This window comes from Weissella paramesenteroides (assembly GCF_036327715.1).
In the GTDB taxonomy this organism is placed as follows: Bacteria; Bacillota; Bacilli; order Lactobacillales; family Lactobacillaceae; genus Weissella; species Weissella paramesenteroides.
Map to the genome: position 1 here is coordinate 1,605,168 of NZ_CP130559.1, position 24,711 is coordinate 1,629,878.

A 24,711-nucleotide genomic window follows, 5' to 3' on the forward strand; every position below is an offset into this window, starting at 1 on the left:
TATAACTTGATAACTTACTTCTATTCTTCCGTTTGATCAATGTGATCAACATACTCTCGTGTTGCTTTGATCAAATTAACCTTATGATCCCAAGCCGCTTGTGATAAGTCAACTGGATATTCTTGTGGATTCAAATCACGACGGTATTCTGAATATAATGAATCGATATGTCGTTTTGCATATTCACGCACATCATCTAGCGCTGGCAAATCATAAACTAATTCACCATTAACAAACACATCCTGTAAAACAGGTCGTGCAGTATAATCAACCACCGTCTTATTCAGATATGTGTAGCTGGGGTGGAACATATATAATCCGTTTGGCAAATTCTGAGGATCCTCATCCCACAAAGCCACATAATCACCTTGTGACTTACCATCAGAATTACGTGTAATGCGCCACACTTGCTTTTGACCTGGTGTTGAAATCTTCTCAGCCGTACCAGAAATTTTGATTGTATCAGTCATGTTACCATTTTCATCTTCAATGGAAACGACCTTGTAAACACCACCCAAAGCTGCTTGATCATAAGCGGTAATTAATTTTGTACCGATACCCCAAGTATCAATCTTTGCATCTTGGAATTTCAAACTTTTGATTGTTGATTCGTCTAAATCATTTGATGCCACAATTGAAGCATCCTTGAATCCTGCCTCATCAAGCATCTTACGCACACCCTTTGAGACATAAGCCAAATCACCTGAATCAATGCGGACACCAATAAAGTTGATTTTATCACCCATCTCCTTAGCAACCCGAATCGCTGCAGGAACACCTGAACGCAACGTATCATACGTATCAACTAAGAACACAACATCATGATGCGTTTCAGCATATGCTTTAAATGCATCATAATCATTGCGATAAACTTGTACTAAACTGTGTGCATGCGTCCCAGAGATTGGAATGCCAAATAACTTACCCGCACGCACATTTGAAGTTGCGTTGAAACCACCAATGTAGGCAGCACGCGTTCCCCAGATAGCTGCATCCATTTCCTGCGCACGACGTGAACCAAACTCCATTAAGGTTTGATTGCCAACTACCGAACGAATTCGTGATGCTTTCGTGGCAATCAAAGTTTGATAATTAACAATATTTAATAGCGGCGTTTCAATTAATTGGGCATCAAATACAGTTGCTTCAACTTGAACGATAGGTTCATTATTAAAAACAATATCCCCTTCATGCGGCATACGTACCGTACCCTTAAACCGCCAATCTTTCAAATAATCTAAAAACTCTTCGTTAAATTCACCTGTTGAACGTAAATATGCCAGGTCACTTTCAGAAAAATGTAGATCACTTAAGAAGTTGACCAATCTTTCTAAACCCGCAAAAACAGCGTAACCATTTTTGAAAGGCATTTTACGGAAATACATCTCGTAAACTGCTTTACGCTCATGAATACCCTTCATAAAATATGTTTGCATCATTGATAATTGGTATGCATCAGTGTGTAGTGCCAAGCTATCATCTGGATATGCTAAAGACATAACAAATAACTCCTTGTTTTATTTATTAACTAGTATTTTACCACAAAAACAAGGGTGTAAAGTCAGTCCTGTTTATCTCGCTAGTGGTATACTAGTGAGATGTTTTCATCAAAAAATATGAAAGGAACTCACATCATGATCAATCAGCAGTACCCCGTTAAAGAATCACGACGCACCGGTATGTTGCTAGCGGCTACAGCCGGATTTATTGATTCCTATACTTTTTCAGCTCATGACATGCGTTTTGCTAGTTTTCAGAGTGGTAATTTACTACAAGTTGGTTTAAATGTTGCTGGTGGTAAGTGGCTACATGCAACCATTTATTTTTGGCCAATTTTTGCCTTCCTATTGGGCTCAGCATTTAATCAAGTTTTAAAAGCTTATACTAATAAATCACTGCGGTCTCATACATTATCTGCATTAATCGTTGAATTTTTTGGTCTCTTATTAGTCGCTATTTTAGAATTGCAATCCGTTTCAGCCAATATTATTCTGCCATTATTAGCATTTTTTATGGCCATCCAAGCGGATACATTCAATAAAATTCACGGTATGGCTTATATGACCATTTTGAGTACTGGTAACTTACGTACATTTAGTAGTGGCATAACGAATTGGCTAATTTATCATGATGAAATGGCCTTTCGTCGTGCGGTTCGTGTTGGTCCAGTCATTCTAGCATTTTTCTTTTCAGCGATTTTGGCTTACTTTGCCATTCATTTCTTACACCAAGCAGCACTTTTTGTTGCGCCACTATTTTTACTTGGTGTAATTATTTTGGTTAATCATGAAGAAAAATTTCAAAAAGGTATTGACACATCAAATAACATCCACTAAAATACGGTTTAGTATTTCAGAAAGATAAACAAGTTGATCAGGAAAGTAAATTAACTGTGATTCGCCTAGAGAGACAGCATTTGGTGGAAGTTGTTCGAAGACACATTAATTGAAAATGGCCTGTGATTGGCATTAATGAGTAGCAAGTCTATAAATTAATGACGGAATGGTCTACGTTAACAGACACACGAATCGGCAAAGCATCATTTCGCTCACTGCCCGCTCGTTGCTAAGGTCTTAATCAGTAATGATTAAGGTGAAGTAGAATGGTAACACGAGACTCGTTTCTATTAGATTATGTCAATAATCGAGATAGGGACGAGTCTTTTTTTATTCCTATTTTTCTGAAATACAATCAAATCAGGTATTAGTACTTAATAAGGAGAATTAGGATTATGAATAAAGGGTTAAAGATTGGTGCCGTATTAGCAGTTAGTGCATTTGCAGCTGGAACGATTGCCCCAGTTACTGCAAACGCTGCTTCAAAGAAGACTGTGACTGTTGGTATTGTTGGTACAAGTGATAAGAAACTTTGGGATCAAATCAACAAAACAACACAGAAGAAATATAATTTAACAGTGAAGACAAAGGTTTTCACCGACTACAACCAACCAAACAAGGCAGTAGCTGATGGTTCACTTGACTTGAATGCTTTCCAACACGTTGACTTCTTAAGCAACTGGAACAAGTCAAATGGTAACAAGGTTAAGGCTATTGGTAAGACATTTATCACTCCTATTCGTCTTTACTCAGAGAAACATAAAGATGTCAAAGACTTCAAGAAGGGTGATACAATTGCTGTTCCTAACGATGCCACTAATGAAGGTCGTGCATTGACTTTGCTACAATCAGCTGGTTTGATTAAATTGAAGAGTGGTGTGTCTGCACCAACGCTTAAGGACATTAAGACCAACAAGCTCAACTTGAACTTTAAAGAAGTTGCTGCTGACCAAGGTCCATCAGCATTGAAGTCTACTGATGGTGCTGTTATTAATACTAACTATGCGCAAGAAGCTAACCTTAAGTTGAGTTCAGCAATTTATGTTGAGCCTGTTAACAAGGATTCAAAGCAATGGATCAACGTCATTGGTGCTCGCAAGAGTGATGCCAACAAGAAGGCCTACAAGGAAGTTGTTAAAGCTTACCAAAGTAAGCAAACAAAGCAATACTTGAAGGACACTTGGGGTAAGGCTGAGATTCCAGCATGGGATATCAAATTAAAGTAATTTAAATATAGCCATCCAGGCTGAGGTGCAAAATGTCTCAGCCTGATACATATCAAGAGTAGGAGAAGAATATGGCTGTCATTTCATTAAAAAATATCAATGTCACTTTTAAACAAAAAAAGCGTGAAATCGTTGCGGTTCAAAACGAAACGATTGAAATTGAGAAAGGTGATATTTACGGTATTGTTGGGTACTCAGGTGCTGGTAAATCAACATTAGTACGGACGATCAATTTATTGCAACGCCCCACAAGTGGTTCAGTAACCGTTAATGATACCGACATGTTGCAATTATCACCTAAGGAATTGCGCGACCAACGTAAAAAAATCGGTATGATTTTTCAACACTTCAATCTAATGAGCGAGTTGACCATTTTTGGTAACGTTGCACAACCCTTAAAGCATTCCAACTTATCAAAGTCTGAGAAAAAAGCAAAGGTCGACAAGCTACTTGGTTTAGTTGGTCTTGCAGATCGTGCAGAAAACTTTCCCAGTCAATTATCTGGTGGACAAAAGCAACGTGTTGCCATTGCTCGTGCCCTAGCGAACGATCCTGAAATTTTAATTTCTGACGAAGCAACGTCTGCCCTAGATCCAAGAACAACTAATCAAATCTTGAGCTTGTTAAAAAAATTAAATCAAGAATTGGGTCTAACCATTGTCTTAATTACGCATGAGATGCAAGCCATCAAAGAGATTGCCCATAAGGTTGCGGTTATGGAAGATGGTAAAATTATCGAACGTGGATCGTTGCTGGAGATTTTTACCAATCCACAACAACAACTAACTAAGGACTTTATCAATACTGCGACTAACTTGGATGAAGCAATTGTTAAAGTTAACGAGTTACTAGAGACACAGCCATTGACCGCCGATGAGGAACTTATTCAGATTAGCTATGTTGGTGCTGATACTGCCCAACCACTACTATCAACTATATTTGCTGATTTTGGTGTCACAACAAACATTCTTTATTCGAATATGGAAATATTGACACAAACCCCAGTCGGCATTGCTATCGCTATTTTCAAGGGAACTGAGTCACAACGTGCAACTGCCAAAGCAAGTTTTACAGATCATGGGGTTGCAATTACTGAATTACAAGGAGGTGCCCGCTAATGATTGAATGGATCAAAGAATACATGCCAAATGCCTATGGACTAGGTTGGTCAGGTGACTATGGCTGGGGCATTGCGATTTGGCAAACCATATACATGACAGCTGGTGCTGCTATAATCGGTGGTATCATTGGTCTCTTATTTGGTATCGGCCTTGTATTAACAGCTGATGATGGGATTGCTCCTAATCGGACGACCTTCCAAATTCTAGACAAAGTTGTTTCAGTTGGTCGTGCCATTCCATTTATCATCATGGTGGTGGCATTTTCACCATTAACCCAGTTGATTGTCGGAACAACTATCGGAACAACGGCTGCCCTTGTCCCCTTATCACTCGGTGTTTTCCCCTTCTTTGCTCGTCAGGTACAAGTTGCCTTACTTGGTGTTGATAGTGGAAAAGTTGAAGCCGCTCGGTCTTTCGGTGCGACAAACTGGGATATTATTTCAGACGTCTATCTACGTGAAGGTCGTGCTGAATTGATTCGTGTTTCAACAGTTACCCTCATTAGTTTAGTAGGTTTAACTGCCATGGCCGGTGCTATCGGTGCTGGTGGACTTGGTACAACAGCTATTGTTACTGGTTACCAACGTTTCCAAAATGATGTGATGTGGTTAGCAACAATTATTATCTTGCTATTTATTGTTCTTATCCAATTTGTGGGTGATTTGTTAGCCAAACATGCTCGTCATAATTAATATATTTTTATAAAAAAAGTTGGGACAAAAGAAATTGTCCCAACTTTTTTTATAAAATATATTAGTTATTAGCATGACGATAGCATAAACGCGTTCCAAAAGTCTGAAGCCTCAATGTAACGCAATTTACGCCATTCCTGTCCTTCGCTTTGCTTCGGCCAAAAATGACGCAAACTACGTTACACACCGGCTTCAAAACGACTTTTGTCTCGCTCTCTTTTTTCTAAAAATCAAATCGCATAATAATTTTTTCCAGGTTTACGCGTTTTCTCGACGATAACAAAGTTACCAACTTGTTGTCGGATACGCACTGTATCACCTAGATTTAAATCAATACCCCGATACTGGAAATGACGACCGTTAATAAGCAGTCGATCCAACGTGAAGTTACTTGGTGTTAGATGTATCGTCATGCCAGTTGTATTCACGTTACGTTTTTGTTGCATTTTTTGTCCCCCCGAACTGATCTTTCTCTTAGTATATACTAGCATTGTCAGCTCGTAAATCATTTATCATCTATCTTGTTCATTTTTGCACAAATTACATCATTCTGCAAACTTATCATTAACCTTAACCTCATTTTGGAATTATAATAGACGTGAAAGCGTATACCATCTATTAATTTTGTTCAGTTATTTTTACTAAGAAGGTGAAAGATATGCAGACAGATTTTAATTTAGATGAAATTCTGAAAAGTAATGCTGATCAAGTTTTAGGCATCCTACTCGCCAGTACCAATGGCTTAAATACTGATGATGTCAAACAACGTCAGGAGCAGTATGGTCCAAACGTTCTTGAAAAAGCACATCAAACGCCACTAATTATTACATTTTTACAAAACTTCACAAGTATGATGGCAATCTTACTTTGGATTGCTGGAGGCATTGCCTTTATCGCTGGATTAACAGAATTAGGAATTGCCATTTGGCTTGTTAATCTGATCAACGGCATTTTTAGTTTTTGGCAAGAATTTCAAGCTGGTAAAGCAACTGCAGCATTAAATAAATTAATGACCACAGAGACTTTAGTCCTAAGAAACGGCCAACAAAAAATGATACCCACCGATCAGCTGGTACCCGGCGATATCGTTATTTTAAATGAAGGTGATCGTGTGCCAGCTGATATTCGACTATTAGATGCATCGGGTATGCGTGTTGATCAATCTACCCTAACTGGGGAAGTTAATCCCGTTTCAAAAAATACTGCAATTGCAACAGATATTTCGAATCATGCTGCTGTGCACAACATGGTTTACATGGGGACTTCACTCATGCAAGGTCATGGTCGTGGTGTTGTCGTGACAACTGGTATGAATACTGAATTTGGTAAGATTGCTCGGTTAACACAAACTGTGCATGAGAAACTTAGCCCACTACAAAAAGAATTAAATATTTTGACAAAGCAACTTTCACTACTAGCAGTTGGTATTGGTATCATCTTTTTCTTCTGCGCTGTCTTTTTCGTTCACTATCCAGTCGTTGCTTCATTTATTTTTGCTTTAGGTATGATTGTAGCCTTCATTCCAGAAGGACTGCTTCCTACGGTAACCTTATCCTTAGCAGGCGCTGTTTCAAACATGGCTCGTGAACATGCATTAATTAAAAAACTAGCCAGCGTCGAAACCCTTGGTTCTGCAACGGTCATCTGTTCTGATAAAACCGGAACACTTACGCAAAATGCGATGACTGTTGCTCACCTCTGGACTAATGTAGACTCATACCATGTTACCGGAGAAGGTTATCAACCAAATGGTAAAATTTTCAAAGGTGGGACCGCTTTAAAAGGTAATGATGAACCCGTTTTGAGAGAACTATTGCTTGGTGGCTTGTTAACTGATAATGCGATGATTAAAGAAAATGCTGATAACACTTTTCAAATTATTGGTGACCCGACTGAAGATTGCTTAGAAGTCGTAGCCCAAAAAGGTGGTTTAAATGTCAAAGTGCTCCGCCAAAGCCACCAAAAGGTTGATGAACTACCCTTTAATTCTAACCGTAAGATGATGACCGTTAAAGTACAAGCTAATCAATCAGAAACATTTAATGTCTACAGTAAAGGTGCTCCCAATAAAGTTTTGGACAACTGTACAACGTACCTCACCGTAGATAAGCAGATTAAGCCATTAACTGACGATATTCGCCAAAAAATTATGGCAGCTAATGATCGCTATGCTTCCCAGGCGCTTCGTGTACTAGCCGTTGCTGGACGTCAACTTGACGATGCCGATGATTTTAAAACTGCCGAGCAAAACATGACTTTTATTGGCTTATCTGCCATGTTTGATCCGCCAAGGAATCAAGTTATCGAAGCGATTGCTGACTGTCATCGTGCTCACATTAAGGTCATTATGATTACTGGGGATAATGGCATCACTGCTGAATCAATTGCTCGTAAAATTGGGATTGTGTCGCATAATGACCAGATGCGCGTTGTAACAGGTAGTGAGTTAACCACCCTATCCGATGAAGCATTGAAAGATGCCTTAAAAGGGGATGTCCTATTTGCTCGCATGGCTTCGGAACAAAAATATCGTATCATTGCTTGTTTACAAGATATGGGACATGTTGTTGCTGTAACTGGTGATGGTGTCAATGATGCACCTGCACTAAAACGTGCTGATATTGGTATCGCGATGGGAAGATCTGGAACAGATGTTGCTAAAGAAGCTGCTGACGTCATCCTAACAGATGATAATTTTGCTTCAATCGTTGCTGCAATTAAAGCTGGGCGTGGTGTGTATAGTAATATTCGCAAGTTTTTACTGTATATCTTAAGCTCAAATGTACCAGAGGCATTTCCATCGATTCTATTTCTATTAAGTGGTGGTAAAATTCCACTTGCATTAACCGTGATGCAAATTTTGTTAATTGATTTAGGAACCGATATGATCCCCGCGTTAGGCTTGGGTCGTGAACCAACAGAACCAACAGCTATGTCGCAACCACCAAGAAAAAAGACTGAACATCTAATCACCAAAAATACGATTCTAAAAGCTTTTGCTTGGTACGGTGCTTTAAGTTCAATTCTGTCCGCCAGTGCATTCTTTTTCAGTAATTACTTAAATGGGCATAGTTTAAATGCTTTAGCCGCTACTGGTTTCGATTATCACCAAGCAACGACCTTAACATTAGGAACCATTATCTTCTGTCAGATGGCGGTCGTACTAAATTGTCGTTATGACTTGAACTCGCTATTTTATCCGCACCATAACTTCTGGTCAAATGGACTAGTCTATGCGGGTATAATCTTTGAAGCATTACTATTTATTGCTGTATGCTATGTACCACTGCTACAATCTGTTTTCGGAACCACACCACTAATCCTACGTGATTGGCTCTATTTGATTCTATTACCGGTACCATTAATCTTATTAAACGAGTTACGAAAGTATTTCCTACGTAAAAAGCAAATTGCTTAAAACAAAAGATCGTAGCCAATTTAAAAATCATCAATCTACCACTTTTAACTAGTAGATTGATGATTTTTTAACGTGTTCCGTGCATTATCCTATAACCAATCTTGATGCAAATTAAAATAACTACCTCGAATGGTACCCGCAAGCTTTGAACGTTGGTGAGCAAATTTAAACTTGCCTTGCAGTTCATCAGGAACTTCCATACCCTCGCACAATTTAATACCTACAGCTCGCTTTGGTTTCTCAACATTCTTCTCGTACAAAACGTTAATAATCATACCATTATCAAAAATAAAATCCGGCCAATAAAGTTTGTCATCTTCATAGATAGCCACTTCAATAACTTTGGCTTGAAACACGATTTCTCGTTCATCCAGTAAAATTTTATTGAGCCAAGCAATTTCTTTTTGCATTTCAGAAGCTGGATAAGTTGTATAGATAAACTTGTATTTATTCCAAAAATAACGCGCCTCATTTGCGCGTAAACCGGCTAATTCTTTGGCGAGAGGCAGACCCTCTAACCCAACTGTCTCGACATTTTTGAAGTCAACTTCATAACTCATGACATGTCCTCTTTTCACTTTAATCATCCATGTATCATGCATTACATTATATGCTGTATCCAAATAACTGTATATAAAAAAGTGCACAAAAAAACCTCACACGTTACAGGTGCGACATAAATGCCTTTCAACCTAGACTTGGCCATTGCCATCATCTTAGCAGTTTATACCTTATAACATGAGAGATCTCATTGTGTTTATTAATTAACCAATGAAATTAGTCAACCAATTCCAAGATAACCATTGGAGCAGCGTCTCCACGACGTTGAGTAGTCTTCAAAATGCGAGTGTAACCACCGGCACGACCCTCAAAGCGAGGTGCAACATCGTTAAATAAGTGTTGCAAAGCTGTTTCAACTTGAACTTTGTTATCATCAGTTGTCTTTACGTCTGCAATGACGTTACGCAAGAAAGCAGCTGCCTTACGGCGTGATGATAAATCACCATGCTTACCCAACGTAATCATCTTGTCAGCAGTACGACGAACTTCCTTAGCACGAGCTTCAGTCGTTGTGATACGACCATTGATCAATAGATCAGTAGTCAAATCACGTAACAAAGCCTTACGTTGTGCACTGGCACGTCCCAACTTACGGTATCCCATGAGTGTGTCCTCCTTTTCTTGGTATTCTATCGTTTAATCTAATCTTCCTTGCGGAACCCTAAACCGAGCAGTTTAAGCTTGTCCTGGATTTCGTCAAGTGATTTCCGACCGAGGTTACGAACAGACATCATTTGCGTCTCCGTACGCTCAGTTAACTCTTGTACAGAGTTAATCCCGGCCCTTTTGAGACAATTATAAGAACGAACAGACAAATCCAATTCTTCAATTGGTGTATCTGCATGTTTCGTTGTTGGTTCTTCTTCCTTGTCTGCCATCACTTGTGCAGTAATTGCACGTTCAGACATATCAATAAAAGCGTTCAAATGATCAGACATAATACGAGCAGCCAATGAAACAGCTTCAGTAGCTGTTAATGAGCCGTCAGTCCAAACATCCAAAGTCAACTTATCAAAGTCATCACGTTGACCAACACGAGTGTTTTCAACTTGATAGTTTACGCGTTCGATTGGGGTAAAGATTGAATCAATTGCTAGAACGCCAATAGGCATTTCATCATGCAATTCCTTATTCTGGTCCCCTGAAACATAACCACGACCACGAACTGCAGTCAAAGTCATGTGCAAGGTAGCCCCAGCCGCAACAGTAGCAATGTGAAGATCTCCATTTAAGATCTCGACATCACTATCACCAGCTATGTCACCGGCCGTCACATCAGCGGGACCGGTTACGTTAACTTCGAGTTTTTTTTCATCATCACTGTCGATGCGCATTGAAACCTTTTTAAGGTTTAAAATGATTTGCGTAACGTCTTCAACGACACCTTCGACCGTTGAAAACTCATGCAAAACGCCATCAATCTGTACTGAATTGATTGCCGCACCAGGCAATGAAGACAACAATACACGGCGTAGTGAGTTACCCAAAGTAGTTCCGTAACCACGTTCAAGCGGCTCAACCACAAACTTACCGTAATTGCTATCCTCTTCAACCAGCATAATCTTAGGATTTTCGAATTCAAGCATACTGTTTGTTACCCCTTTCAAAGCATGTTGTGCACTATTTGCAACCGGCAATTAGACACGACGACGCTTTGGTGGACGTGAACCGTTGTGAGGTACTGGAGTAACATCCTTAATTGATGAAACATCCAAACCTGCAGCGGCTAACGAACGGATAGCAGCCTCACGACCTGAACCAGGTCCCTTAACAGTTACCTCAACAGTCTTCATGCCATTTTCCATTGCACTCTTAGCAGCAGCTTCAGCAGCCATTTGAGCAGCAAATGGTGTTGACTTACGGCTACCCTTGAAACCAAGTGCTCCAGCTGATGACCAAGCAACAGCGTTACCTTGAACGTCGGTGATCATTACGATCGTGTTGTTAAATGTTGCGTGGATATGTGCTACACCAGACTCAATATTCTTACGAACACGACGCTTACGATTATTACGACCTGCCATAATCAAGTTATCTCCTTTCCAATTAGTTTAAAATTACTTCTTCTTACCAGCAATTGAAACAGCTGGGCCCTTACGCGTACGAGCATTGTTTTTCGTGTGTTGTCCACGAACTGGCAATCCCTTACGGTGACGGATACCACGGTATGAGTTAATTTCTTGCAAAGCCTTAATGCTCATTGAAACTTCACGACGCAAGTCACCTTCTACCTTAATACCATCAACGACGGCACGGATAGCGTCTTCTTGGTCTGGAGTTAAGTCACGAACACGGACATCTTCAGAAACCTTTGCTTCTGCCAAAACTTTTTGTGCAGTAGAATTACCGATTCCATATACATATGTTAATGCGATCACGATACGCTTATCGCGAGGCAAATCAACACCAGCAATACGAGCCATTACGATTACCTCCTTTTTCTATATAATAAATAAATTTTTAAACGTCAGTAAGAATTACTTACCTTGACGTTGCTTGTGCTTTGGGTTTGCAGAGCAAATCACCATTACACGACCATTACGCTTGACAACCTTGCAGCTGTCGCACATACGCTTAACTGATGGACGAACCTTCATGATATTTACCTCCTTGAATTTTTTGTACGATTTGCTTACTTGAACCGGTATGTAATACGGCCCTTCGTCAAATCATATGGCGACATCTCAACTGTTACACGATCACCAGGTAAAATACGAATGAAATTCTTCCGAATCTTACCAGAAACGTGTGCTAAGATGTCTGCGCCGTTTTCCAGTTCAACGGTAAACATGGCATTAGGCAAAGTTTCCTTTACCACACCAGAAATTTCAATAACATCACTGGCCACGTTGCTGCCTCCTTAGTTGTGACATTGGAGAACGTAACAAGTTATTATAACACAATAGATTTACCTTGAACAGTAAAATATGCGCTATAATTAGTCGTTCTTCAAACTATCAAGTAACTTCTTTACATCTGCGAACACGACATCCAGCTCACGTGCACCATCAATCTTGTGTAGAATACTTTTTTCAGCATAATACTCAGCGATTGGCTCAGTAAGCTTTCCATTAACGTCTAAGCGATTCTTGATCACTTCAGGCGTGTCATCTGCACGTCCACGGGCCATCATACGATCAACTAGCACTTCAGTATCAGCAGTAAAGTAAAGAACAGCGTCTAGTGAACGACCTTCCTTACTTAACATATCTTCCAATGCATGTGCTTGCTCCAAGTTACGAGGGAATCCATCTAAGATAAATCCTGGTTTCGTATCTTCTTCAGCTAAGCGTTCTGCAACAATACCATTGGTAACTTCGTCAGGGACTAGGTCACCAGCATCCATGAAAGACTTTGCCTTCAAACCAAGCTCAGTTTCGTTGGCCATTGCCGCACGGAACATATCACCCGTACTGATGTGTGGCAAGTTGTACTTCTCTACGATTTTTGCAGCCTGGGTACCTTTACCAACACCTGGCAAACCCAACAACATGATGTTCAAACTCATTTTGCTACGACTCCTTCTCGAATAAATCCAACATACTGCCGCTTCATCATCAATCCTTCAAGTTGGCGAATCAGGTCAATTGCCACACCAATGACAATCAAGATTGACGTTCCTGACATAGCAAGGTTACTATCCAACCCAAAGACATGTGTCGCTAGGATTGGTGCTAAAGCGACGAATCCTAGGAACAGAGCGCCGACTACTGACAAACGCATCAGCAGACCTGACATCCACTTTTCAGTGGATGGACCAGGCCAGACGCCCACAATATAACTACCTTGCTTCTGTAAGTTTTCCTGAACCTTTTCAGGGTTAACCTGAACAAAGGCGTAGAAAAACGTAAACAAGACAATTAATAGTGTGTATACAATACCACCTTGCATCGTTTGAATTGAAAGGTATTGCATAACTGTATTATACCAACCTGCGTCCGCAAACTTGCTGGCAAAAGCCTGCAAAATTGTTTGTGGTGTCACCAATAGTGATGACGCAAAGATAACTGGAATCACACCTGCAATATTAATACGTAATGGTAGGTAAGACGAACTTCCTGATCCTACTGAACGACGTGTATATTGCATTGGAACCTTTCGAATTGCTTGGTTAAACCAAGTAACGAAAGCAATGACTACCAAAAAGATAATCATGATACCTACGAAGAATGCCCACCCACGCGCTGGGTCGCCACCTTGTAGAATGTGTTCCTTGAATAATCGGTAAATACCTGCTGGCAAACGCGCAATTATACCAGCAAAAATCAACATTGAAACACCTTGTCCAAGACCACGTTCAGTAATCATTTCACCTAACCAGACTGATAACATTGTACCAGCCGTTAAGATAAATCCGATTAATAAGTAAGTCTCGGTATTTGGTGTTTTCACCAAGTTAACTTGGCTCAGTTGATTAAATCCAGCCGTTATACCAATTGATTGGACAAACGCTAGGACAATGGTCAACCACCGGGTCACTTGGTTCAACTTACGTCGTCCAACTTCCCCTTGTTTCGACCATTCAACAAATCGTGGCACAATATCCATTTGTAGGAGCTGTACCACGATTTGTGCAGTAACGTATGGTGAAACTCCCATTGCAAATAATGAGTAATTTGTCAGTCCACCACCGCTAAACATATTCAAAATGCTGCCGAGCCCAGAATTTGCTACCTCTGTCAGTGCTGCCGTGTTAATTCCCGGCACAGTAATGTAGGCACCTAATCGGTAAACAATTAGAATCCATAAAGTGAAAAATAATTTCTTGCGAATATCTTTTTCTTTTAATGAATTGAGCACGGTTTTCAGCATTAGATCACCTCAGCTTTACCACCAGCAGCTTCGATCGCTGCGGTTGCTGCTGCTGAGAACTTGTTAGCCTTAACAGTCAATGACTTTTCTAATTGACCATTAGCCAAGATCTTAACGCCGTTCAACTCGTTCTTAACAATACCAGCTTCAACCAACAAGGCTGGTGAAACTTCAGTACCGTTATCGAAGCGGTTCAACACATCAAGGTTGACGACAGCATACTCCTTACGGTTAATGTTCGTGAAACCACGCTTTGGCATACGACGGAACAATGGCATTTGTCCACCTTCGAATCCTAGACGTGTCTTACCACGAGCCTTTTGACCTTTTTGACCACGTCCTGCAGTCTTACCATTACCTGATGACTCACCACGTCCAACACGGTTGCGGACGTTACGTGAACCTTCAGCTACTTGGAGTTCATTTAGCTTCATTAGGGTTTTACCTCCTTCAATGCAATCTAATTATTAAGCTCTTACTTAACTACTTCAACAGTAACCAAGTGAGCAATCTTGAACACTGCACCACGCGTTGCTGCGTTGTCAGGCAATACAACTGATGATTGCACCTTGTTCAATCCAAGGGCCTTCACAATTGCACGTTGCTTTGGCAAACGGTGGGCAGCACTCTTTACAAGAGTAATTTTAACTTGTTCAGCCATGTTCTGCCTCCTTAATCTGCCAAGTGCTCTAATGAGACCTGACGCAATTCAGCAACTTCTTCAGCGTTCTTCAATGAGTTGATTGCATCGAAAGTTGCGCGTACAACGTTAATTGGCGTAGCTGATCCCAATGACTTTGCAGTCACGTCGGCAACTCCTGCCAATTCCAAAACGGCACGAGCAGCACCACCAGCTGCTACTCCAGATCCTTCAACGGCGGGCTTCAATAAGATGCGACCACCTGCGTAGACACCCAATGTAGAGTGAGGAAGGGTTGTACCAACAGTAGGTACACTAATAATGTTACGCTTTGCATCTTCAGCAGCCTTACGGATTGCCTCAGGAACTTCTTGCGCCTTACCAGTACCAAAACCAACATGTCCGTCACGGTCACCAACTACTACCAAAGCAGCGAAACGCAAACGGCGTCCACCTTTAACAACCTTGGTAACACGGTTGATGGCTACAACGTTTTCTTCAAGCTCACCGAGCTTATTTGCATCGATAAATGCCATGTTTTCTTTCCTCCTTCCCTTAGAACTTCAAACCAGCTTCGCGAGCTGCTTCAGCCAAAGCTTGTACACGACCATGGTACAAGTAACCACCACGGTCAAATACTACAACTTCAACATTAGCTGCTTTCGCGCGCTCTGCGATCAAAGCACCAACTTTAGCTGCCTGTTCTGTCTTTGGAGCAGTCTCAATTGACTTATCCAATGTTGAGGCACTAGCAAGCGTCACACCCGCTACGTCATCAATTAATTGCGCGTAGATGTTCTTGTTAGAACGGTAAACGTTCAAGCGTGGGCGCTCAGCAGTACCAGAAATCTTGCCACGAACGCGAGTGTGTCGGTGTTGACGCACTTTGTTCTTGTCTGACTTCGTAATCATGTTCGTAACCTCTTTTTTTATTATTCGAAAGATATACTCATAAGTAAATCGTAACGTTGCTTACGATTTTAAGCACAAAGCTTAAGCTTACTTACCAGTCTTACCTTCCTTACGTGCAACGTATTCACCTTCGTAACGAATACCCTTACCTTTGTATGGTTCAGGTGCGCGTACGGCGCGGATTTCAGCAGCGAAATCACCAACAAATTGCTTGCTGATTCCTTCAACTGTAATCGTTGTTGAGTCAGGAACTTCAACAGTTAATCCTTCACGAGCTTCAAATTCTACTGGGTGTGAGTAACCAACATTCAAAACAAGCTTGTCGCCTTGCTTTGAAGCACGGTATCCAACACCGACTAGCTTCAAGGTCTTCTTGAAACCATTTGAAACACCCTCGACCATGTTATTAACAATGGCACGAGTAGTTCCGTGAAGTGCCTTCATGCGTCCATCATCTGATGGGCGAGTGAATGAAACCTCAGTTCCATCAACAGTCAAATTGATTTCGTGAGCAACCGAACGTGATAACTCACCTTTAGGTCCCTTAACAGTAACAACATCACCTTCGCGTGCTACTTCGACACCAGCAGGCAATGTTATGGCCTTATTACCAATACGACTCATTGGTTGACACCTCCTTGTTTAAATTTTATTTTTACCAGACGTAAGCCAATACCTCGCCACCAATTTTCTTGGCGCGAGCTTCTTTATCGGTGATAACACCTTCAGAAGTTGAGATGATTGCAATTCCCAAGCCGTTCAATACCTTAGGTACATCATCTGACTTAACGTATGTACGCAAACCAGGCTTTGAAATACGCTTCAAACCTGTGATTACGCGAGTCTTGTCAGCAGAGTACTTAAGGAAAACACGGATGACACCTTGCTTGTCATCTTCAATGTATTCAACGTCACGAACAAAGCCTTCACTCTTTAAGATCTCGGCGATGTCCTTCTTGATCTTTGATGCAGGTACTTCAACTGAGTCGTGGCGAACCATGTTCGCATTACGAATGCGAGTCAAGAAATCTGCAATTGGGTCAGTCATTGACATTGATATTTGCCTCCTATTATTAATTACTGTAAATCAGTATTGATTACTTTGAGAAAGGCATACCCATTTGAGTAAGCAATTCACGAGCTTCTTCGTCAGTGTTTGCAGTCGTTACAAGAACGATATCCAAACCACGAACGCGATTAACCTTATCATAATCGATTTCTGGGAAAATAAGTTGTTCACGTACTCCCAATGTGTAGTTTCCACGGCCATCAAAAGCCTTTGGTGAAACTCCACGGAAGTCACGAACACGTGGCAATGACACGTTGATCAACTTATCTAAGAAGTCGTACATACGCTCACCACGCAAAGTAACCTTTGTACCGATTGCCATACCCTCACGCAAACGGAAGCCAGCGATTGACTTCTTTGCACGAGTGATAACTGGCTTTTGACCAGCAATCAATTCCAATTCAGCAACAGCTTCATCCAAGTTCTTTGAGTTTGAAACAGCGTCACCAACACCCATGTTAAGCACGATCTTTTCGATCTTAGGTGCTTGCATGATTGATGAGTACTCAAACTTCTCAACCAATGAAGGTGTAACTTCATTGACGTACTTTTCTTTTAAGCGATTTGCCATGATAATGATTTCCTCCTTTCACCTAGAAAATTATGCCAAAGTCTTTCCAGACTTCTTAGCGAAACGTACCTTCTTACCATCTTCAACTTTGTAACCAACTTTTGTTGGTTCGTTAGTAGAAGGGTCAAGCAATTGTACGTTTGAAACGTGGATTGGAGCTTCAAGCTCAACAATTCCACCTTGTGGGTATTGGTTATTAGGCTTTTGGTGCTTCTTAACCATATTGACACCTTCAACAACGACACGGTCTTGTGATGAAATAGTCTTTACAACTACGCCTTCCTTACCCTTGTCCTTGCCGGCGATAACCTTAACCTTGTCACCAGTCTTCACAAACATGCGAGGCTTCCTCCTTGATTTAATGATGGTAATTACAATACTTCAGGTGCCAATGACACAATACGCATGTAATCATTGTCACGCAATTCACGCGCAACAGGTCCGAAGATACGAGTACCTACAGGACTCTTGTCATCCTTAACGATGACAGCAGCGTTTTCATCGAAACTGATGTATGAACCATCAGCACGGTGAGTACTAGCAGCAGTACGAACGATAACGGCTTTAACAACGTCACCCTTCTTAACATTTCCACCAGGAATAGCTTGCTTAACAGTTGCAACGATCATGTCACCGATTCCAGCGAACTTACGGCCAGATCCACCCAATACCTTGATAGTCAAGATTTCGCGTGCACCTGAGTTATCAGCAACCTTTAAACGACTTTCTTGTTGAATCACGATTTTGTCCTCCTTCCGTTATTGGTAAGATTCGAGATTAAACGATTAGATAATAACGGCCTTCTCGACGATTTCTACCAAACGGAAGCGCTTTGTAGCTGATGTTGGACGTGTCTCCATGATACGTACCAAATCACCTGTCTTAGCTTCGTTGTTCTCATCGTGAGCCTTAAACTTCTTCGTGTACTTAACACGCTTACCATAAACTGGGTGGTTCTTGTAAGTGTTAATGGCAACAGTAATTGTCTTATCCATCTTATCTGAAACCACGCGGCCTTGGTAAACCTTACGTGTGTTACGAGCTTCAGTCATAACGAACGGTCTCCTCTCTTAGTCTACTTGTTCAATTCTTGTTGACGAATGACCGTCTTGATACGGGCAATTTGCTTGCGTACTTCTGACAATCGAGCCGTGTTCTCAAGTTGACCTGTAGCTAATTGGAAACGCAAGTTGAATAACTCTTCCTTGTAGCTCTTTTCCTTGGCAACCAGCTCAGCTTGGCTGAGACCCTTGATTTCGTTTTGTTGATCCTTGATCTTCATTATTCACCCTCCACTTGACGAGCCAAGATCTTAGTCTTGACTGGCAACTTGTTAGATGCAAGACGCAAGGCTTCGCGGGCAACCTCTTCAGGAACACCGGCAACTTCAAATAATACCTTGCCGCGCTTTACAGGTGCTACCCAGCCTTCTGGGGTACCTTTTCCGTTACCCATACGAACACCAACACCCTTTGAAGTGTATGACAAGTGTGGAAAAATCTTAATCCATACTTTACCACCACGCTTCATGTAACGCGTCATAGCAATACGAGCAGCCTCGATTTGACGGTTTGTAATCCAGTGTGATTCAGTAGCTTGTAAACCGAAATCTCCGAAAGCTACTGTTTTACCACCTTTAGCCTCACCACGCATCTTACCGCGGTGTGGTCGACGGTACTTTACACGCTTTGGAACTAGCATGTTACTCGCCTCCTTGCTTCTTTACTGACTTTTTCTCTGGCAAGATATCACCACGGTAAATCCAAGTCTTAACTCCGATTTGACCGTAAGTAGTAGTTGCCTCATCCCATGAGTAGTCAATGTCTGCACGCAATGTGTGCAAAGGCACTGTACCCTCAGTATATTGCTCAACACGAGCCATATCTGCACCGTTCAAACGTCCAGAAACTTGCGTCTTGATACCTTTAGCACCAGCACGCATTGCACGTTGGATAGCACTACGCATTGCACGACGGAAAGCCACACGGCGAACCAAATCTGCTGCAATTTGTGAGCCTACCAAGTGGGCGTCCAAATCAGGCTTCTTGATCTCAATGATGTTGATGTGAACACGTTCACCCTTGGCAACAAGCTTTGCAAGCTCGTTACGCAATGCATCAACTTCAGATCCACCTTTACCAATAACCATACCTGGCTTAGCAGTGTGGATTGAGATATTTACACGGTTAGCAGTACGTTCAATTTCAACACGTGAAACTGATGCTTCAGCCAACTTAGCTTCGATGTACTCACGCAACTTTAAATCTTCGTGCAAAGTTGTTGCGAAGTCCTTCTTGTTTGCGTACCATTTTGCATCCCAGTCGCGGATGATGCCGACACGCATACCAGTTGGGTTAATTTTGTGACCCATGACTCAATCCTCCTTACTTTTCTTTTACCACAATAGTAATGTGGCTTGTACGCTTGTTGATTGGTGAAGCTGATCCTTTAGCACGTGGACGGAAACGCTTTAGCGTTGGTCCTTCGTTTGCAAAGGCTTCAGCAACTACCAAATCTTCGCGATCTAATGAGAAGTTGTTCTCAGCATTTGCTACTGCTGAGTTCAACACTTTATATACATCTTCTGAGCTGTGGTTTGGCAAGAATTGCAAAATTGCAAATGCCTCTGCCACAGACTTACCACGAACTTGGTCAAGCACTAGGCGGACCTTACGTGGAGCGACACGAACGATCTTGGCCGTGGCGCGTGCTGACGTGATTTGTTCAGCCATTGTATTGTCCTCCTAATTACTTACGCTTAGTTGCTTTGTCGTCTGCTGCGTGTCCGCGGAACGTACGCGTAGGAACGAACTCTCCAAGCTTGTGACCAACCATGTCTTCTTGTACCAAAACTGGCATGTGCTTACGACCATCGTAAACTGCAAAAGTCAATCCAATGAAGCTTGGGAAAATCGTTGAGCGACGTGACCATGTTTTGATGACGGTATGCTTGTCTGAAGCATTAGCTTCTTCGACCTTCTTCAACAAAGAAGCATCAGCAAATGGCCCCTTCTTTAGGCTACGACCCATTTTGAGGTCCTCCTCTCGTTTTTTAAAAACTTATAATAGCTGGATGCTATGTTTTACTTGTTCTTACGACCACGAACGATAAACTTCGTTGAACGAGCCTTAGCGTTACGTGTCTTCTTACCAGCTGTCTTCTTACCCCATGGTGACAATGGTGATGGACGTCCGATAGGAGCCTTTCCTTCACCACCTCCGTGAGGGTGATCGTTAGGGTTCATTACAGATCCACGAACGTGTGGACGTTGACCCTTCCAACGACGGCGACCAGCCTTACCCCAGTTGATCAATGAGTGTTGTTCGTTTCCAACAACTCCAACTGTGGCACGGTTAACTGCCAAGATCATACGAACTTCACCAGATTGTAGGCGAACTAGAACGTACTTTCCTTCTTTACCTAGCACTTGAGCTGAGGCTCCGGCTGAACGGACAAGTTGTCCACCATGACCAGGCTTTAGCTCAATGTTGTGAATTTGAGTTCCATCAGGAATCTTTGCCAATGGTAGGGCGTTACCTACCTTAATATCAGCATCTACTCCAGATTGAACTGTCATACCAACTTCCAAGCCCTTAGGTGCCAAGATATATGCCTTAGTACCATCAGTGTATTGTAGCAAAGCGATGTTTGCAGTACGGTTAGGATCGTATTCGATCGCAACAACCTTAGCTGGTACATCATCCTTGGTACGCTTGAAGTCGATAATACGGTATTGGCGCTTGTGTCCACCACCACGATGGCGTACAGTCATGTGACCGTATGAATTACGAGCACCAGTGTTTGACTTTGATTCCAACAAGCTCTTTTCAGGCGTCGTCTTAGTGATTTCAGAAAAATCTGAAGACGTCATGTTACGACGACCGTTAGAGGTTGGCTTGTACTTCTTGATAGCCACGCTAATTTCCTCCTAATTAGTTTTCGTTGAACAATTGAATGTCCTTTGAAGCTTCTGACAACGTAACCGTTGCCTTCTTACGCTTCTTAGTGTAACCAGCAAAGCGTCCTTGACGCTTTAACTTACCACGTACGTTAGCTGTGTTGATCTTTTCAACCTTAACGTCAAAAATTTCTTCAACAGCACGCTTAATTTGTGGCTTAGTGGCGCGAACATCAACTTCAAACGTGTAACGCTTTTCATCCAAAACGCTCATCGTTTGTTCAGTGATGACCGGGCGCAAAATGATATCGCGTGCGTCCATTATGCCAAAACCTCCTCAACTTGTGCCAAAGCTGATTGAACTACAACCAACTTATCGTTGTTGATTACGTCAAGCACGTTAACACCCTTAGCAGTCATAACAGTCACGTTTTCTAAGTTACGTGCTGCTAGTGCTGCATTAGCATTATCATCGTCCAAGACAACCAACGTCTTTTCATTTACGTTTAAGTTGTTCAAAACTGCCTTGAATTCCTTAGTCTTTGGTGCGTCGAATGACAATGCATCAACAACAACCAATGAAGAATCCAAAACCTTTTGTGACAACACTGACTTCAATGCCAAACGGTAAGCCTTCTTAGGCATCTTGTAGGCATATGAACGTGGTGTAGGTCCGAAGACAATTCCACCGCCACGCCATTGTGGTGAACGGATTGAACCTTGACGGGCACGACCCGTACCCTTTTGACGCCAAGGCTTCTTTCCACCACCAGAAACCGCTGAACGGTTCTTTACAGCATGTGTTCCTTGACGCATTGAAGCGCGTTGCATCAATACGGCATCCGTAATGACATTGTTGTTTGGCTCTACACCGAATACTGAATCGTTCAATTCAATATCTCCGGCATTTGAACCGTCTTGCTTAAACAAAGCAACCTTAGTCATGTTAATTTCCTCCCTTCGTCCTTATTACTTAGCTTTTTTTGAGTACTTAACAGTAACAAGTGACTTGTTGGCACCAGGAACATTACCCTTAACCAAGATCACGTTATTTTCTACATCAACGCGAACAACTTGCAAGTTTTGTACAGTACGCTTATGGTTACCCATGCGTCCAGGCAACTTCTTACCCTTGAAGACGCGGTTAATAATGGCACCCAATGAACCAGGACGACGGTGGTAACGAGAACCGTGAGCCATAGGTCCACGAGCTTGGCCATCCTTCTTGATGTTACCTTGGTAACCATGACCCTTCGTAATTCCAGTTACGTCAACAGCTTCACCAGCGGCGAAGATATCAACCTTAACTTCATCCCCAACATTGAATTCTCCCTCAGCATCGCGGATTTCACGAATGTAGCGCTTAGGGGTCGTGTTTGCTTTGGCAACGTGACCTTGCTCAGGTTTGTTGCTCAAAACTTGGCGCTTATCTTGGTAACCCAATTGAAGTGCGCTATAACCATCATTTTCCAAAGTCTTAACTTGAAGAACAACGTTTGGCGTAGCTTCAATAACTGTTACAGGGATAAGTTCACCAGTCTCAGTGAATACCTGAGTCATGCCGACTTTGCGGCCTAAGATACCCTTAGTAGTCATGACTATCTCCTTTTCAAATAGTAAATCTAATTTTTAGTTAGTTAAATGCATAACCAGGCAAGTTAATCATCTATATTTTAAGCTATAAGAATTACAACTTAATTTCGATATCAACACCACTTGGCAATTCCAACTTTGACAATGCATCGACTGTCTTAGCAGTTGGCTTCATGATGTCAATCAAACGCTTGTGAGTACGCAATTCGAATTGCTCACGTGCATCCTTGTGCTTGTGAGGTGAGCTCAAAACTGTGTAAATCGTACGTTCTGTTGGCAATGGAATAGGACCTGAAATTTCAGCACCTGTACGCTTTGCCGTTTCAACGATCTTTTCAGCTGATGAATCCAAGATCTTGTGCTCGTAAGCCTTTAAGCGGATACGAATCTTCTTATTTGCCATGATATAAATTCTCCCTTCGTCCATATTGGAATATGAAACTAACTCCGTGGAAACTACCGACACGCCCCACAAGGCTCCATGGCAATGGGCCTCGTGGCAATGCTGCCGGGTGTGTCGCAACCTCCCACATCATTGCTCGTCAATGGCACACTAATACGAGGACACATTTATGTTGTCCTTCATTTAGCGTACTTGATTATGATACAGCAGCCTTGCTTGATAATCAAGCATTTTATTTGTTTTTATCAAATAAATTTTCAAGCGCATTTTTTCGCATCACAACGTCATTTATCATACACAATTTAAAAACAAAATGCCAATATAAACCCTTGAGTTTGTTAATTATTTTTTACAGATTAAAATTCGTCTGTCGCTTCTCTTTTTTTCATATATAATAGAGATTAGTTTAAAAGACGTTATGTCAATTGATGTTATACAATATAGTAGATTTAAGGAATTCCAAATTAATGAAACAATCACTTACGCAAATCCACGCGATGTGGGAAAAATTTCCAACAGTGCAGCAGGAACTTCAAGATGTGCTATTCATTATCCAAAATTCATTACAGGCAAATGATAAAGAAGTTGAGCAAGCATTATTAGATATGTTCCGTGCTGGTGGCAAAATGTTACGTCCAGCATTCGCAATTATTATCGGGCAATTTTATCCGGGCAATACTTCAAATCTAAAACACATTGCTGCTGCGGTTGAAATGTTACATACCGCCACACTCATTCACGATGATATTATCGATGATTCACCAGAGCGACGTCATGCACCAAGTATTCAATCAAAATTCGGTAAGGACATTGCCGCATATGCTGGTGACTACCTTTTTGCTGCTACCTTCAAAACATTGGCTTACCACACTGATGATATGACACTAGTTCGTCAAGCAACAAAATTATTAGAAGATATTTTAACTGGCGAACTCACCCAACGTACCAATCATTATGATCGTCACATGACGTTAGCCGATTATAAGGAACAAATCGCCGGCAAGACAGCTGCTTTGTTTGTCCTCTCTGCCCAGTTAGGTGCCGCAAATGGTGATGCGCCTGAAGAGTTTGTCGATTTAGTTACTGAATTTGCTTTCAACGTGGGAATGGCTTTTCAGATACTAGATGATATCTTAGATTATCAATCAACAAAAACAGATTTAGGTAAACCAACGTTACAAGATGTTCGTGAGGGGGTTTATTCTGCCCCATTAATCATTGCCATGCAGGACAAAGCAGAAATCCAAAATCTTTTGGCAAAGAAAGATCGTATTAGCAATGATGAATCTATACAGCTGCGTGACTTAGTTATTGCCTCAGGCGCTGTTGATGAAGCAACTAGCTTAGCTAGTGAGTATACTGAAAAGGCATTAGACTACCTGTCACAGTTACCAGATGGTGAAGCAAAGGATACTTTGATTACCATCAGTGAAGCATTATTAGAACGTGCAAATTAAA

General features: G+C 41.6%; 37 protein-coding genes and 1 other annotated feature. Of the genes, 6 read left to right on the forward strand and 31 right to left on the reverse strand.

Annotated features, from left to right (window positions below):
- Positions 1–20 precede the first annotated feature (20 nt).
- Positions 21–1,499 (reverse strand): nicotinate phosphoribosyltransferase, encoded by a 1,479-nt coding sequence (locus tag QRX23_RS08020; RefSeq protein ID WP_330155262.1) that lies wholly within the window; start codon positions 1,497–1,499, stop codon positions 21–23.
- Between the two features lie 99 nt (positions 1,500–1,598).
- On the opposite strand from QRX23_RS08020, the gene QRX23_RS08025 reads away from it, so the two are divergent.
- From QRX23_RS08025 to QRX23_RS08040, 4 genes are all read left to right on the forward strand, one after another.
- Positions 1,599–2,336, forward strand: coding sequence for a YoaK family protein (locus QRX23_RS08025; protein WP_330155263.1), 738 nt, complete (start codon positions 1,599–1,601; stop codon positions 2,334–2,336).
- Between the two features lie 24 nt (positions 2,337–2,360).
- Positions 2,361–2,628, forward strand: a binding site (T-box leader).
- A gap of 103 nt (positions 2,629–2,731) precedes the next feature.
- Positions 2,732–3,562, forward strand: a complete 831-nt coding sequence (locus tag QRX23_RS08030; RefSeq protein ID WP_330155264.1) for a MetQ/NlpA family ABC transporter substrate-binding protein — start codon at positions 2,732–2,734, stop codon at positions 3,560–3,562.
- A gap of 71 nt (positions 3,563–3,633) precedes the next feature.
- The gene (locus tag QRX23_RS08035) at positions 3,634–4,680 is read left to right on the forward strand and encodes a methionine ABC transporter ATP-binding protein (protein WP_330155265.1); all 1,047 of its coding nucleotides are present in this window, start codon (positions 3,634–3,636) and stop codon (positions 4,678–4,680) included.
- Entirely contained in the window at positions 4,680–5,375 is a 696-nt protein-coding gene (locus QRX23_RS08040) for a methionine ABC transporter permease (protein ID WP_140836422.1), read from the forward strand. The genes QRX23_RS08035 and QRX23_RS08040 overlap by 1 nt, the downstream gene beginning before the upstream one ends.
- A gap of 230 nt (positions 5,376–5,605) precedes the next feature.
- Here the strand turns inward: QRX23_RS08040 and QRX23_RS08045 are convergent, their stop codons facing one another.
- Positions 5,606–5,821 carry a hypothetical protein gene (locus QRX23_RS08045; RefSeq protein WP_330155266.1) on the reverse strand — a complete coding sequence of 72 codons (216 nt, stop codon included), beginning with the start codon at positions 5,819–5,821 and terminating at the stop codon, positions 5,606–5,608.
- 212 nt (positions 5,822–6,033) lie between these two features.
- Here QRX23_RS08045 and QRX23_RS08050 point away from each other — a divergent pair, with 212 nt between their 5' ends.
- Positions 6,034–8,793 (forward strand): cation-translocating P-type ATPase, encoded by a 2,760-nt coding sequence (locus QRX23_RS08050; RefSeq protein ID WP_330155267.1) that lies wholly within the window; start codon positions 6,034–6,036, stop codon positions 8,791–8,793.
- Between the two features lie 89 nt (positions 8,794–8,882).
- Here the strand turns inward: QRX23_RS08050 and QRX23_RS08055 are convergent, their stop codons facing one another.
- From QRX23_RS08055 to rpsJ, 29 genes are all read right to left on the reverse strand, one after another.
- Positions 8,883–9,353, reverse strand: coding sequence for a phage tail protein (locus QRX23_RS08055; RefSeq protein WP_330155268.1), 471 nt, complete (start codon positions 9,351–9,353; stop codon positions 8,883–8,885).
- Positions 9,354–9,570: 217 nt separating this feature from the next.
- Positions 9,571–9,957: a 50S ribosomal protein L17 gene (rplQ, locus tag QRX23_RS08060; RefSeq protein ID WP_330155269.1), complete on the reverse strand. Its 387-nt coding sequence runs from the start codon at positions 9,955–9,957 to the stop codon at positions 9,571–9,573.
- 38 nt (positions 9,958–9,995) lie between these two features.
- A complete protein-coding gene (locus QRX23_RS08065) occupies positions 9,996–10,940 on the reverse strand; it encodes a DNA-directed RNA polymerase subunit alpha (protein ID WP_330155270.1) in 945 nt (314 codons plus the stop codon).
- Between the two features lie 51 nt (positions 10,941–10,991).
- Positions 10,992–11,378 (reverse strand): 30S ribosomal protein S11, encoded by a 387-nt coding sequence (gene rpsK, locus QRX23_RS08070; RefSeq protein ID WP_002827963.1) that lies wholly within the window; start codon positions 11,376–11,378, stop codon positions 10,992–10,994.
- Between the two features lie 33 nt (positions 11,379–11,411).
- Positions 11,412–11,777 carry a 30S ribosomal protein S13 gene (gene rpsM, locus QRX23_RS08075; RefSeq protein ID WP_002827965.1) on the reverse strand — a complete coding sequence of 122 codons (366 nt, stop codon included), beginning with the start codon at positions 11,775–11,777 and terminating at the stop codon, positions 11,412–11,414.
- 54 nt (positions 11,778–11,831) lie between these two features.
- Positions 11,832–11,951, reverse strand: coding sequence for a 50S ribosomal protein L36 (gene rpmJ, locus QRX23_RS08080; protein ID WP_040760535.1), 120 nt, complete (start codon positions 11,949–11,951; stop codon positions 11,832–11,834).
- A gap of 35 nt (positions 11,952–11,986) precedes the next feature.
- Positions 11,987–12,202 (reverse strand): translation initiation factor IF-1, encoded by a 216-nt coding sequence (gene infA, locus QRX23_RS08085; RefSeq protein ID WP_002827967.1) that lies wholly within the window; start codon positions 12,200–12,202, stop codon positions 11,987–11,989.
- A gap of 90 nt (positions 12,203–12,292) precedes the next feature.
- On the reverse strand, positions 12,293–12,862 hold the full coding sequence (locus tag QRX23_RS08090; protein ID WP_330155271.1) for an adenylate kinase: 570 nt from the start codon (positions 12,860–12,862) through the stop codon (positions 12,293–12,295).
- Positions 12,859–14,166 carry a preprotein translocase subunit SecY gene (gene secY / locus QRX23_RS08095; protein ID WP_330155272.1) on the reverse strand — a complete coding sequence of 436 codons (1,308 nt, stop codon included), beginning with the start codon at positions 14,164–14,166 and terminating at the stop codon, positions 12,859–12,861. Before secY ends, QRX23_RS08090 begins: the two co-directional genes overlap by 4 nt.
- On the reverse strand, positions 14,166–14,600 hold the full coding sequence (gene rplO / locus QRX23_RS08100; protein WP_002827971.1) for a 50S ribosomal protein L15: 435 nt from the start codon (positions 14,598–14,600) through the stop codon (positions 14,166–14,168). The genes secY and rplO overlap by 1 nt, the downstream gene beginning before the upstream one ends.
- 41 nt (positions 14,601–14,641) lie before the next feature.
- A complete protein-coding gene (rpmD, locus tag QRX23_RS08105) occupies positions 14,642–14,827 on the reverse strand; it encodes a 50S ribosomal protein L30 (protein WP_002827972.1) in 186 nt (61 codons plus the stop codon).
- An 11-nt stretch (positions 14,828–14,838) separates the two neighbouring features.
- Positions 14,839–15,342 (reverse strand): 30S ribosomal protein S5, encoded by a 504-nt coding sequence (gene rpsE / locus QRX23_RS08110; RefSeq protein WP_002827973.1) that lies wholly within the window; start codon positions 15,340–15,342, stop codon positions 14,839–14,841.
- Between the two features lie 19 nt (positions 15,343–15,361).
- Entirely contained in the window at positions 15,362–15,718 is a 357-nt protein-coding gene (rplR, locus tag QRX23_RS08115; protein ID WP_002827974.1) for a 50S ribosomal protein L18, read from the reverse strand.
- Between the two features lie 87 nt (positions 15,719–15,805).
- Positions 15,806–16,342, reverse strand: coding sequence for a 50S ribosomal protein L6 (gene rplF / locus QRX23_RS08120; protein ID WP_002827975.1), 537 nt, complete (start codon positions 16,340–16,342; stop codon positions 15,806–15,808).
- Positions 16,343–16,373: 31 nt separating this feature from the next.
- Complete coding sequence (rpsH, locus tag QRX23_RS08125) at positions 16,374–16,772, reverse strand: 30S ribosomal protein S8 (protein ID WP_002827976.1); 399 nt, start codon at positions 16,770–16,772, stop codon at positions 16,374–16,376.
- A gap of 43 nt (positions 16,773–16,815) precedes the next feature.
- The gene (rplE, locus tag QRX23_RS08130; protein WP_002827977.1) at positions 16,816–17,358 is read right to left on the reverse strand and encodes a 50S ribosomal protein L5; all 543 of its coding nucleotides are present in this window, start codon (positions 17,356–17,358) and stop codon (positions 16,816–16,818) included.
- Positions 17,359–17,388: 30 nt separating this feature from the next.
- Positions 17,389–17,697 carry a 50S ribosomal protein L24 gene (gene rplX / locus QRX23_RS08135; RefSeq protein ID WP_002827978.1) on the reverse strand — a complete coding sequence of 103 codons (309 nt, stop codon included), beginning with the start codon at positions 17,695–17,697 and terminating at the stop codon, positions 17,389–17,391.
- Positions 17,698–17,729: 32 nt separating this feature from the next.
- Positions 17,730–18,098, reverse strand: coding sequence for a 50S ribosomal protein L14 (rplN, locus tag QRX23_RS08140; RefSeq protein ID WP_002827979.1), 369 nt, complete (start codon positions 18,096–18,098; stop codon positions 17,730–17,732).
- Positions 18,099–18,143: 45 nt separating this feature from the next.
- Entirely contained in the window at positions 18,144–18,410 is a 267-nt protein-coding gene (gene rpsQ, locus QRX23_RS08145; protein WP_002827980.1) for a 30S ribosomal protein S17, read from the reverse strand.
- Between the two features lie 23 nt (positions 18,411–18,433).
- Positions 18,434–18,640, reverse strand: coding sequence for a 50S ribosomal protein L29 (rpmC, locus tag QRX23_RS08150; protein WP_002827981.1), 207 nt, complete (start codon positions 18,638–18,640; stop codon positions 18,434–18,436).
- Complete coding sequence (rplP, locus tag QRX23_RS08155) at positions 18,640–19,059, reverse strand: 50S ribosomal protein L16 (RefSeq protein WP_002827982.1); 420 nt, start codon at positions 19,057–19,059, stop codon at positions 18,640–18,642. Before rplP ends, rpmC begins: the two co-directional genes overlap by 1 nt.
- A 1-nt stretch (position 19,060) precedes the next feature.
- The gene (rpsC, locus tag QRX23_RS08160; protein WP_002827983.1) at positions 19,061–19,729 is read right to left on the reverse strand and encodes a 30S ribosomal protein S3; all 669 of its coding nucleotides are present in this window, start codon (positions 19,727–19,729) and stop codon (positions 19,061–19,063) included.
- 13 nt (positions 19,730–19,742) lie between these two features.
- On the reverse strand, positions 19,743–20,090 hold the full coding sequence (gene rplV, locus QRX23_RS08165) for a 50S ribosomal protein L22 (RefSeq protein WP_002827984.1): 348 nt from the start codon (positions 20,088–20,090) through the stop codon (positions 19,743–19,745).
- A 16-nt stretch (positions 20,091–20,106) separates the two neighbouring features.
- Positions 20,107–20,388: a 30S ribosomal protein S19 gene (rpsS, locus tag QRX23_RS08170; RefSeq protein WP_002827985.1), complete on the reverse strand. Its 282-nt coding sequence runs from the start codon at positions 20,386–20,388 to the stop codon at positions 20,107–20,109.
- Positions 20,389–20,441: 53 nt separating this feature from the next.
- Positions 20,442–21,275: a 50S ribosomal protein L2 gene (gene rplB, locus QRX23_RS08175; RefSeq protein WP_002827986.1), complete on the reverse strand. Its 834-nt coding sequence runs from the start codon at positions 21,273–21,275 to the stop codon at positions 20,442–20,444.
- A 16-nt stretch (positions 21,276–21,291) separates the two neighbouring features.
- Positions 21,292–21,579, reverse strand: coding sequence for a 50S ribosomal protein L23 (gene rplW / locus QRX23_RS08180; protein WP_002827988.1), 288 nt, complete (start codon positions 21,577–21,579; stop codon positions 21,292–21,294).
- Positions 21,579–22,202: a 50S ribosomal protein L4 gene (gene rplD, locus QRX23_RS08185; protein WP_075270321.1), complete on the reverse strand. Its 624-nt coding sequence runs from the start codon at positions 22,200–22,202 to the stop codon at positions 21,579–21,581. Before rplD ends, rplW begins: the two co-directional genes overlap by 1 nt.
- Positions 22,203–22,226: 24 nt before the next feature.
- A complete protein-coding gene (gene rplC, locus QRX23_RS08190; RefSeq protein ID WP_002827990.1) occupies positions 22,227–22,853 on the reverse strand; it encodes a 50S ribosomal protein L3 in 627 nt (208 codons plus the stop codon).
- Between the two features lie 91 nt (positions 22,854–22,944).
- Positions 22,945–23,253: a 30S ribosomal protein S10 gene (rpsJ, locus tag QRX23_RS08195; protein ID WP_040760539.1), complete on the reverse strand. Its 309-nt coding sequence runs from the start codon at positions 23,251–23,253 to the stop codon at positions 22,945–22,947.
- 467 nt (positions 23,254–23,720) lie between these two features.
- On the opposite strand from rpsJ, the gene QRX23_RS08200 reads away from it, so the two are divergent.
- Positions 23,721–24,710, forward strand: a complete 990-nt coding sequence (locus QRX23_RS08200; RefSeq protein ID WP_238334568.1) for a polyprenyl synthetase family protein — start codon at positions 23,721–23,723, stop codon at positions 24,708–24,710.
- The last annotated feature ends 1 nt before the right edge of the window (position 24,711 follow it).

Coding starts and splice junctions, on each gene's coding strand:
- QRX23_RS08020 (WP_330155262.1), bottom strand. CDS start 1,499: ATGTCTTTAGCATATCCAGATGATAGCTTGGCACTACACACTGATGCA.
- QRX23_RS08025 (WP_330155263.1), top strand. CDS start 1,599: ATGTTTTCATCAAAAAATATGAAAGGAACTCACATCATGATCAATCAG.
- QRX23_RS08030 (WP_330155264.1), top strand. CDS start 2,732: ATGAATAAAGGGTTAAAGATTGGTGCCGTATTAGCAGTTAGTGCATTT.
- QRX23_RS08035 (WP_330155265.1), top strand. CDS start 3,634: ATGGCTGTCATTTCATTAAAAAATATCAATGTCACTTTTAAACAAAAA.
- QRX23_RS08040 (WP_140836422.1), top strand. CDS start 4,680: ATGATTGAATGGATCAAAGAATACATGCCAAATGCCTATGGACTAGGT.
- QRX23_RS08045 (WP_330155266.1), bottom strand. CDS start 5,821: ATGCAACAAAAACGTAACGTGAATACAACTGGCATGACGATACATCTA.
- QRX23_RS08050 (WP_330155267.1), top strand. CDS start 6,034: ATGCAGACAGATTTTAATTTAGATGAAATTCTGAAAAGTAATGCTGAT.
- QRX23_RS08055 (WP_330155268.1), bottom strand. CDS start 9,353: ATGAGTTATGAAGTTGACTTCAAAAATGTCGAGACAGTTGGGTTAGAG.
- rplQ (WP_330155269.1), bottom strand. CDS start 9,957: ATGGGATACCGTAAGTTGGGACGTGCCAGTGCACAACGTAAGGCTTTG.
- QRX23_RS08065 (WP_330155270.1), bottom strand. CDS start 10,940: ATGCTTGAATTCGAAAATCCTAAGATTATGCTGGTTGAAGAGGATAGC.
- rpsK (WP_002827963.1), bottom strand. CDS start 11,378: ATGGCAGGTCGTAATAATCGTAAGCGTCGTGTTCGTAAGAATATTGAG.
- rpsM (WP_002827965.1), bottom strand. CDS start 11,777: ATGGCTCGTATTGCTGGTGTTGATTTGCCTCGCGATAAGCGTATCGTG.
- rpmJ (WP_040760535.1), bottom strand. CDS start 11,951: ATGAAGGTTCGTCCATCAGTTAAGCGTATGTGCGACAGCTGCAAGGTT.
- QRX23_RS08090 (WP_330155271.1), bottom strand. CDS start 12,862: ATGAGTTTGAACATCATGTTGTTGGGTTTGCCAGGTGTTGGTAAAGGT.
- secY (WP_330155272.1), bottom strand. CDS start 14,166: ATGCTGAAAACCGTGCTCAATTCATTAAAAGAAAAAGATATTCGCAAG.
- rplO (WP_002827971.1), bottom strand. CDS start 14,600: ATGAAGCTAAATGAACTCCAAGTAGCTGAAGGTTCACGTAACGTCCGC.
- rpmD (WP_002827972.1), bottom strand. CDS start 14,827: ATGGCTGAACAAGTTAAAATTACTCTTGTAAAGAGTGCTGCCCACCGT.
- rpsE (WP_002827973.1), bottom strand. CDS start 15,342: ATGGCATTTATCGATGCAAATAAGCTCGGTGAGCTTGAAGAAAACGTT.
- rplR (WP_002827974.1), bottom strand. CDS start 15,718: ATGATTACGAAGTCAGACAAGAACAAAGTGCGTCAACACCGACACACT.
- rplF (WP_002827975.1), bottom strand. CDS start 16,342: ATGAGTCGTATTGGTAATAAGGCCATAACATTGCCTGCTGGTGTCGAA.
- rpsH (WP_002827976.1), bottom strand. CDS start 16,772: ATGTCAATGACTGACCCAATTGCAGATTTCTTGACTCGCATTCGTAAT.
- rplE (WP_002827977.1), bottom strand. CDS start 17,358: ATGGCAAATCGCTTAAAAGAAAAGTACGTCAATGAAGTTACACCTTCA.
- rplX (WP_002827978.1), bottom strand. CDS start 17,697: ATGTTTGTGAAGACTGGTGACAAGGTTAAGGTTATCGCCGGCAAGGAC.
- rpsQ (WP_002827980.1), bottom strand. CDS start 18,410: ATGACTGAAGCTCGTAACACACGTAAGGTTTACCAAGGCCGCGTGGTT.
- rpmC (WP_002827981.1), bottom strand. CDS start 18,640: ATGAAGATCAAGGATCAACAAAACGAAATCAAGGGTCTCAGCCAAGCT.
- rplP (WP_002827982.1), bottom strand. CDS start 19,059: ATGCTAGTTCCAAAGCGTGTAAAGTACCGTCGACCACACCGCGGTAAG.
- rpsC (WP_002827983.1), bottom strand. CDS start 19,729: ATGGGTCACAAAATTAACCCAACTGGTATGCGTGTCGGCATCATCCGC.
- rplV (WP_002827984.1), bottom strand. CDS start 20,090: ATGGCTGAACAAATCACGTCAGCACGCGCCACGGCCAAGATCGTTCGT.
- rpsS (WP_002827985.1), bottom strand. CDS start 20,388: ATGGGTCGTAGCCTAAAGAAGGGGCCATTTGCTGATGCTTCTTTGTTG.
- rplW (WP_002827988.1), bottom strand. CDS start 21,579: ATGGACGCACGCGATATCATTTTGCGCCCGGTCATCACTGAACAAACG.
- rplD (WP_075270321.1), bottom strand. CDS start 22,202: ATGACTAAGGTTGCTTTGTTTAAGCAAGACGGTTCAAATGCCGGAGAT.
- rplC (WP_002827990.1), bottom strand. CDS start 22,853: ATGACTACTAAGGGTATCTTAGGCCGCAAAGTCGGCATGACTCAGGTA.
- rpsJ (WP_040760539.1), bottom strand. CDS start 23,253: ATGGCAAATAAGAAGATTCGTATCCGCTTAAAGGCTTACGAGCACAAG.
- QRX23_RS08200 (WP_238334568.1), top strand. CDS start 23,721: ATGAAACAATCACTTACGCAAATCCACGCGATGTGGGAAAAATTTCCA.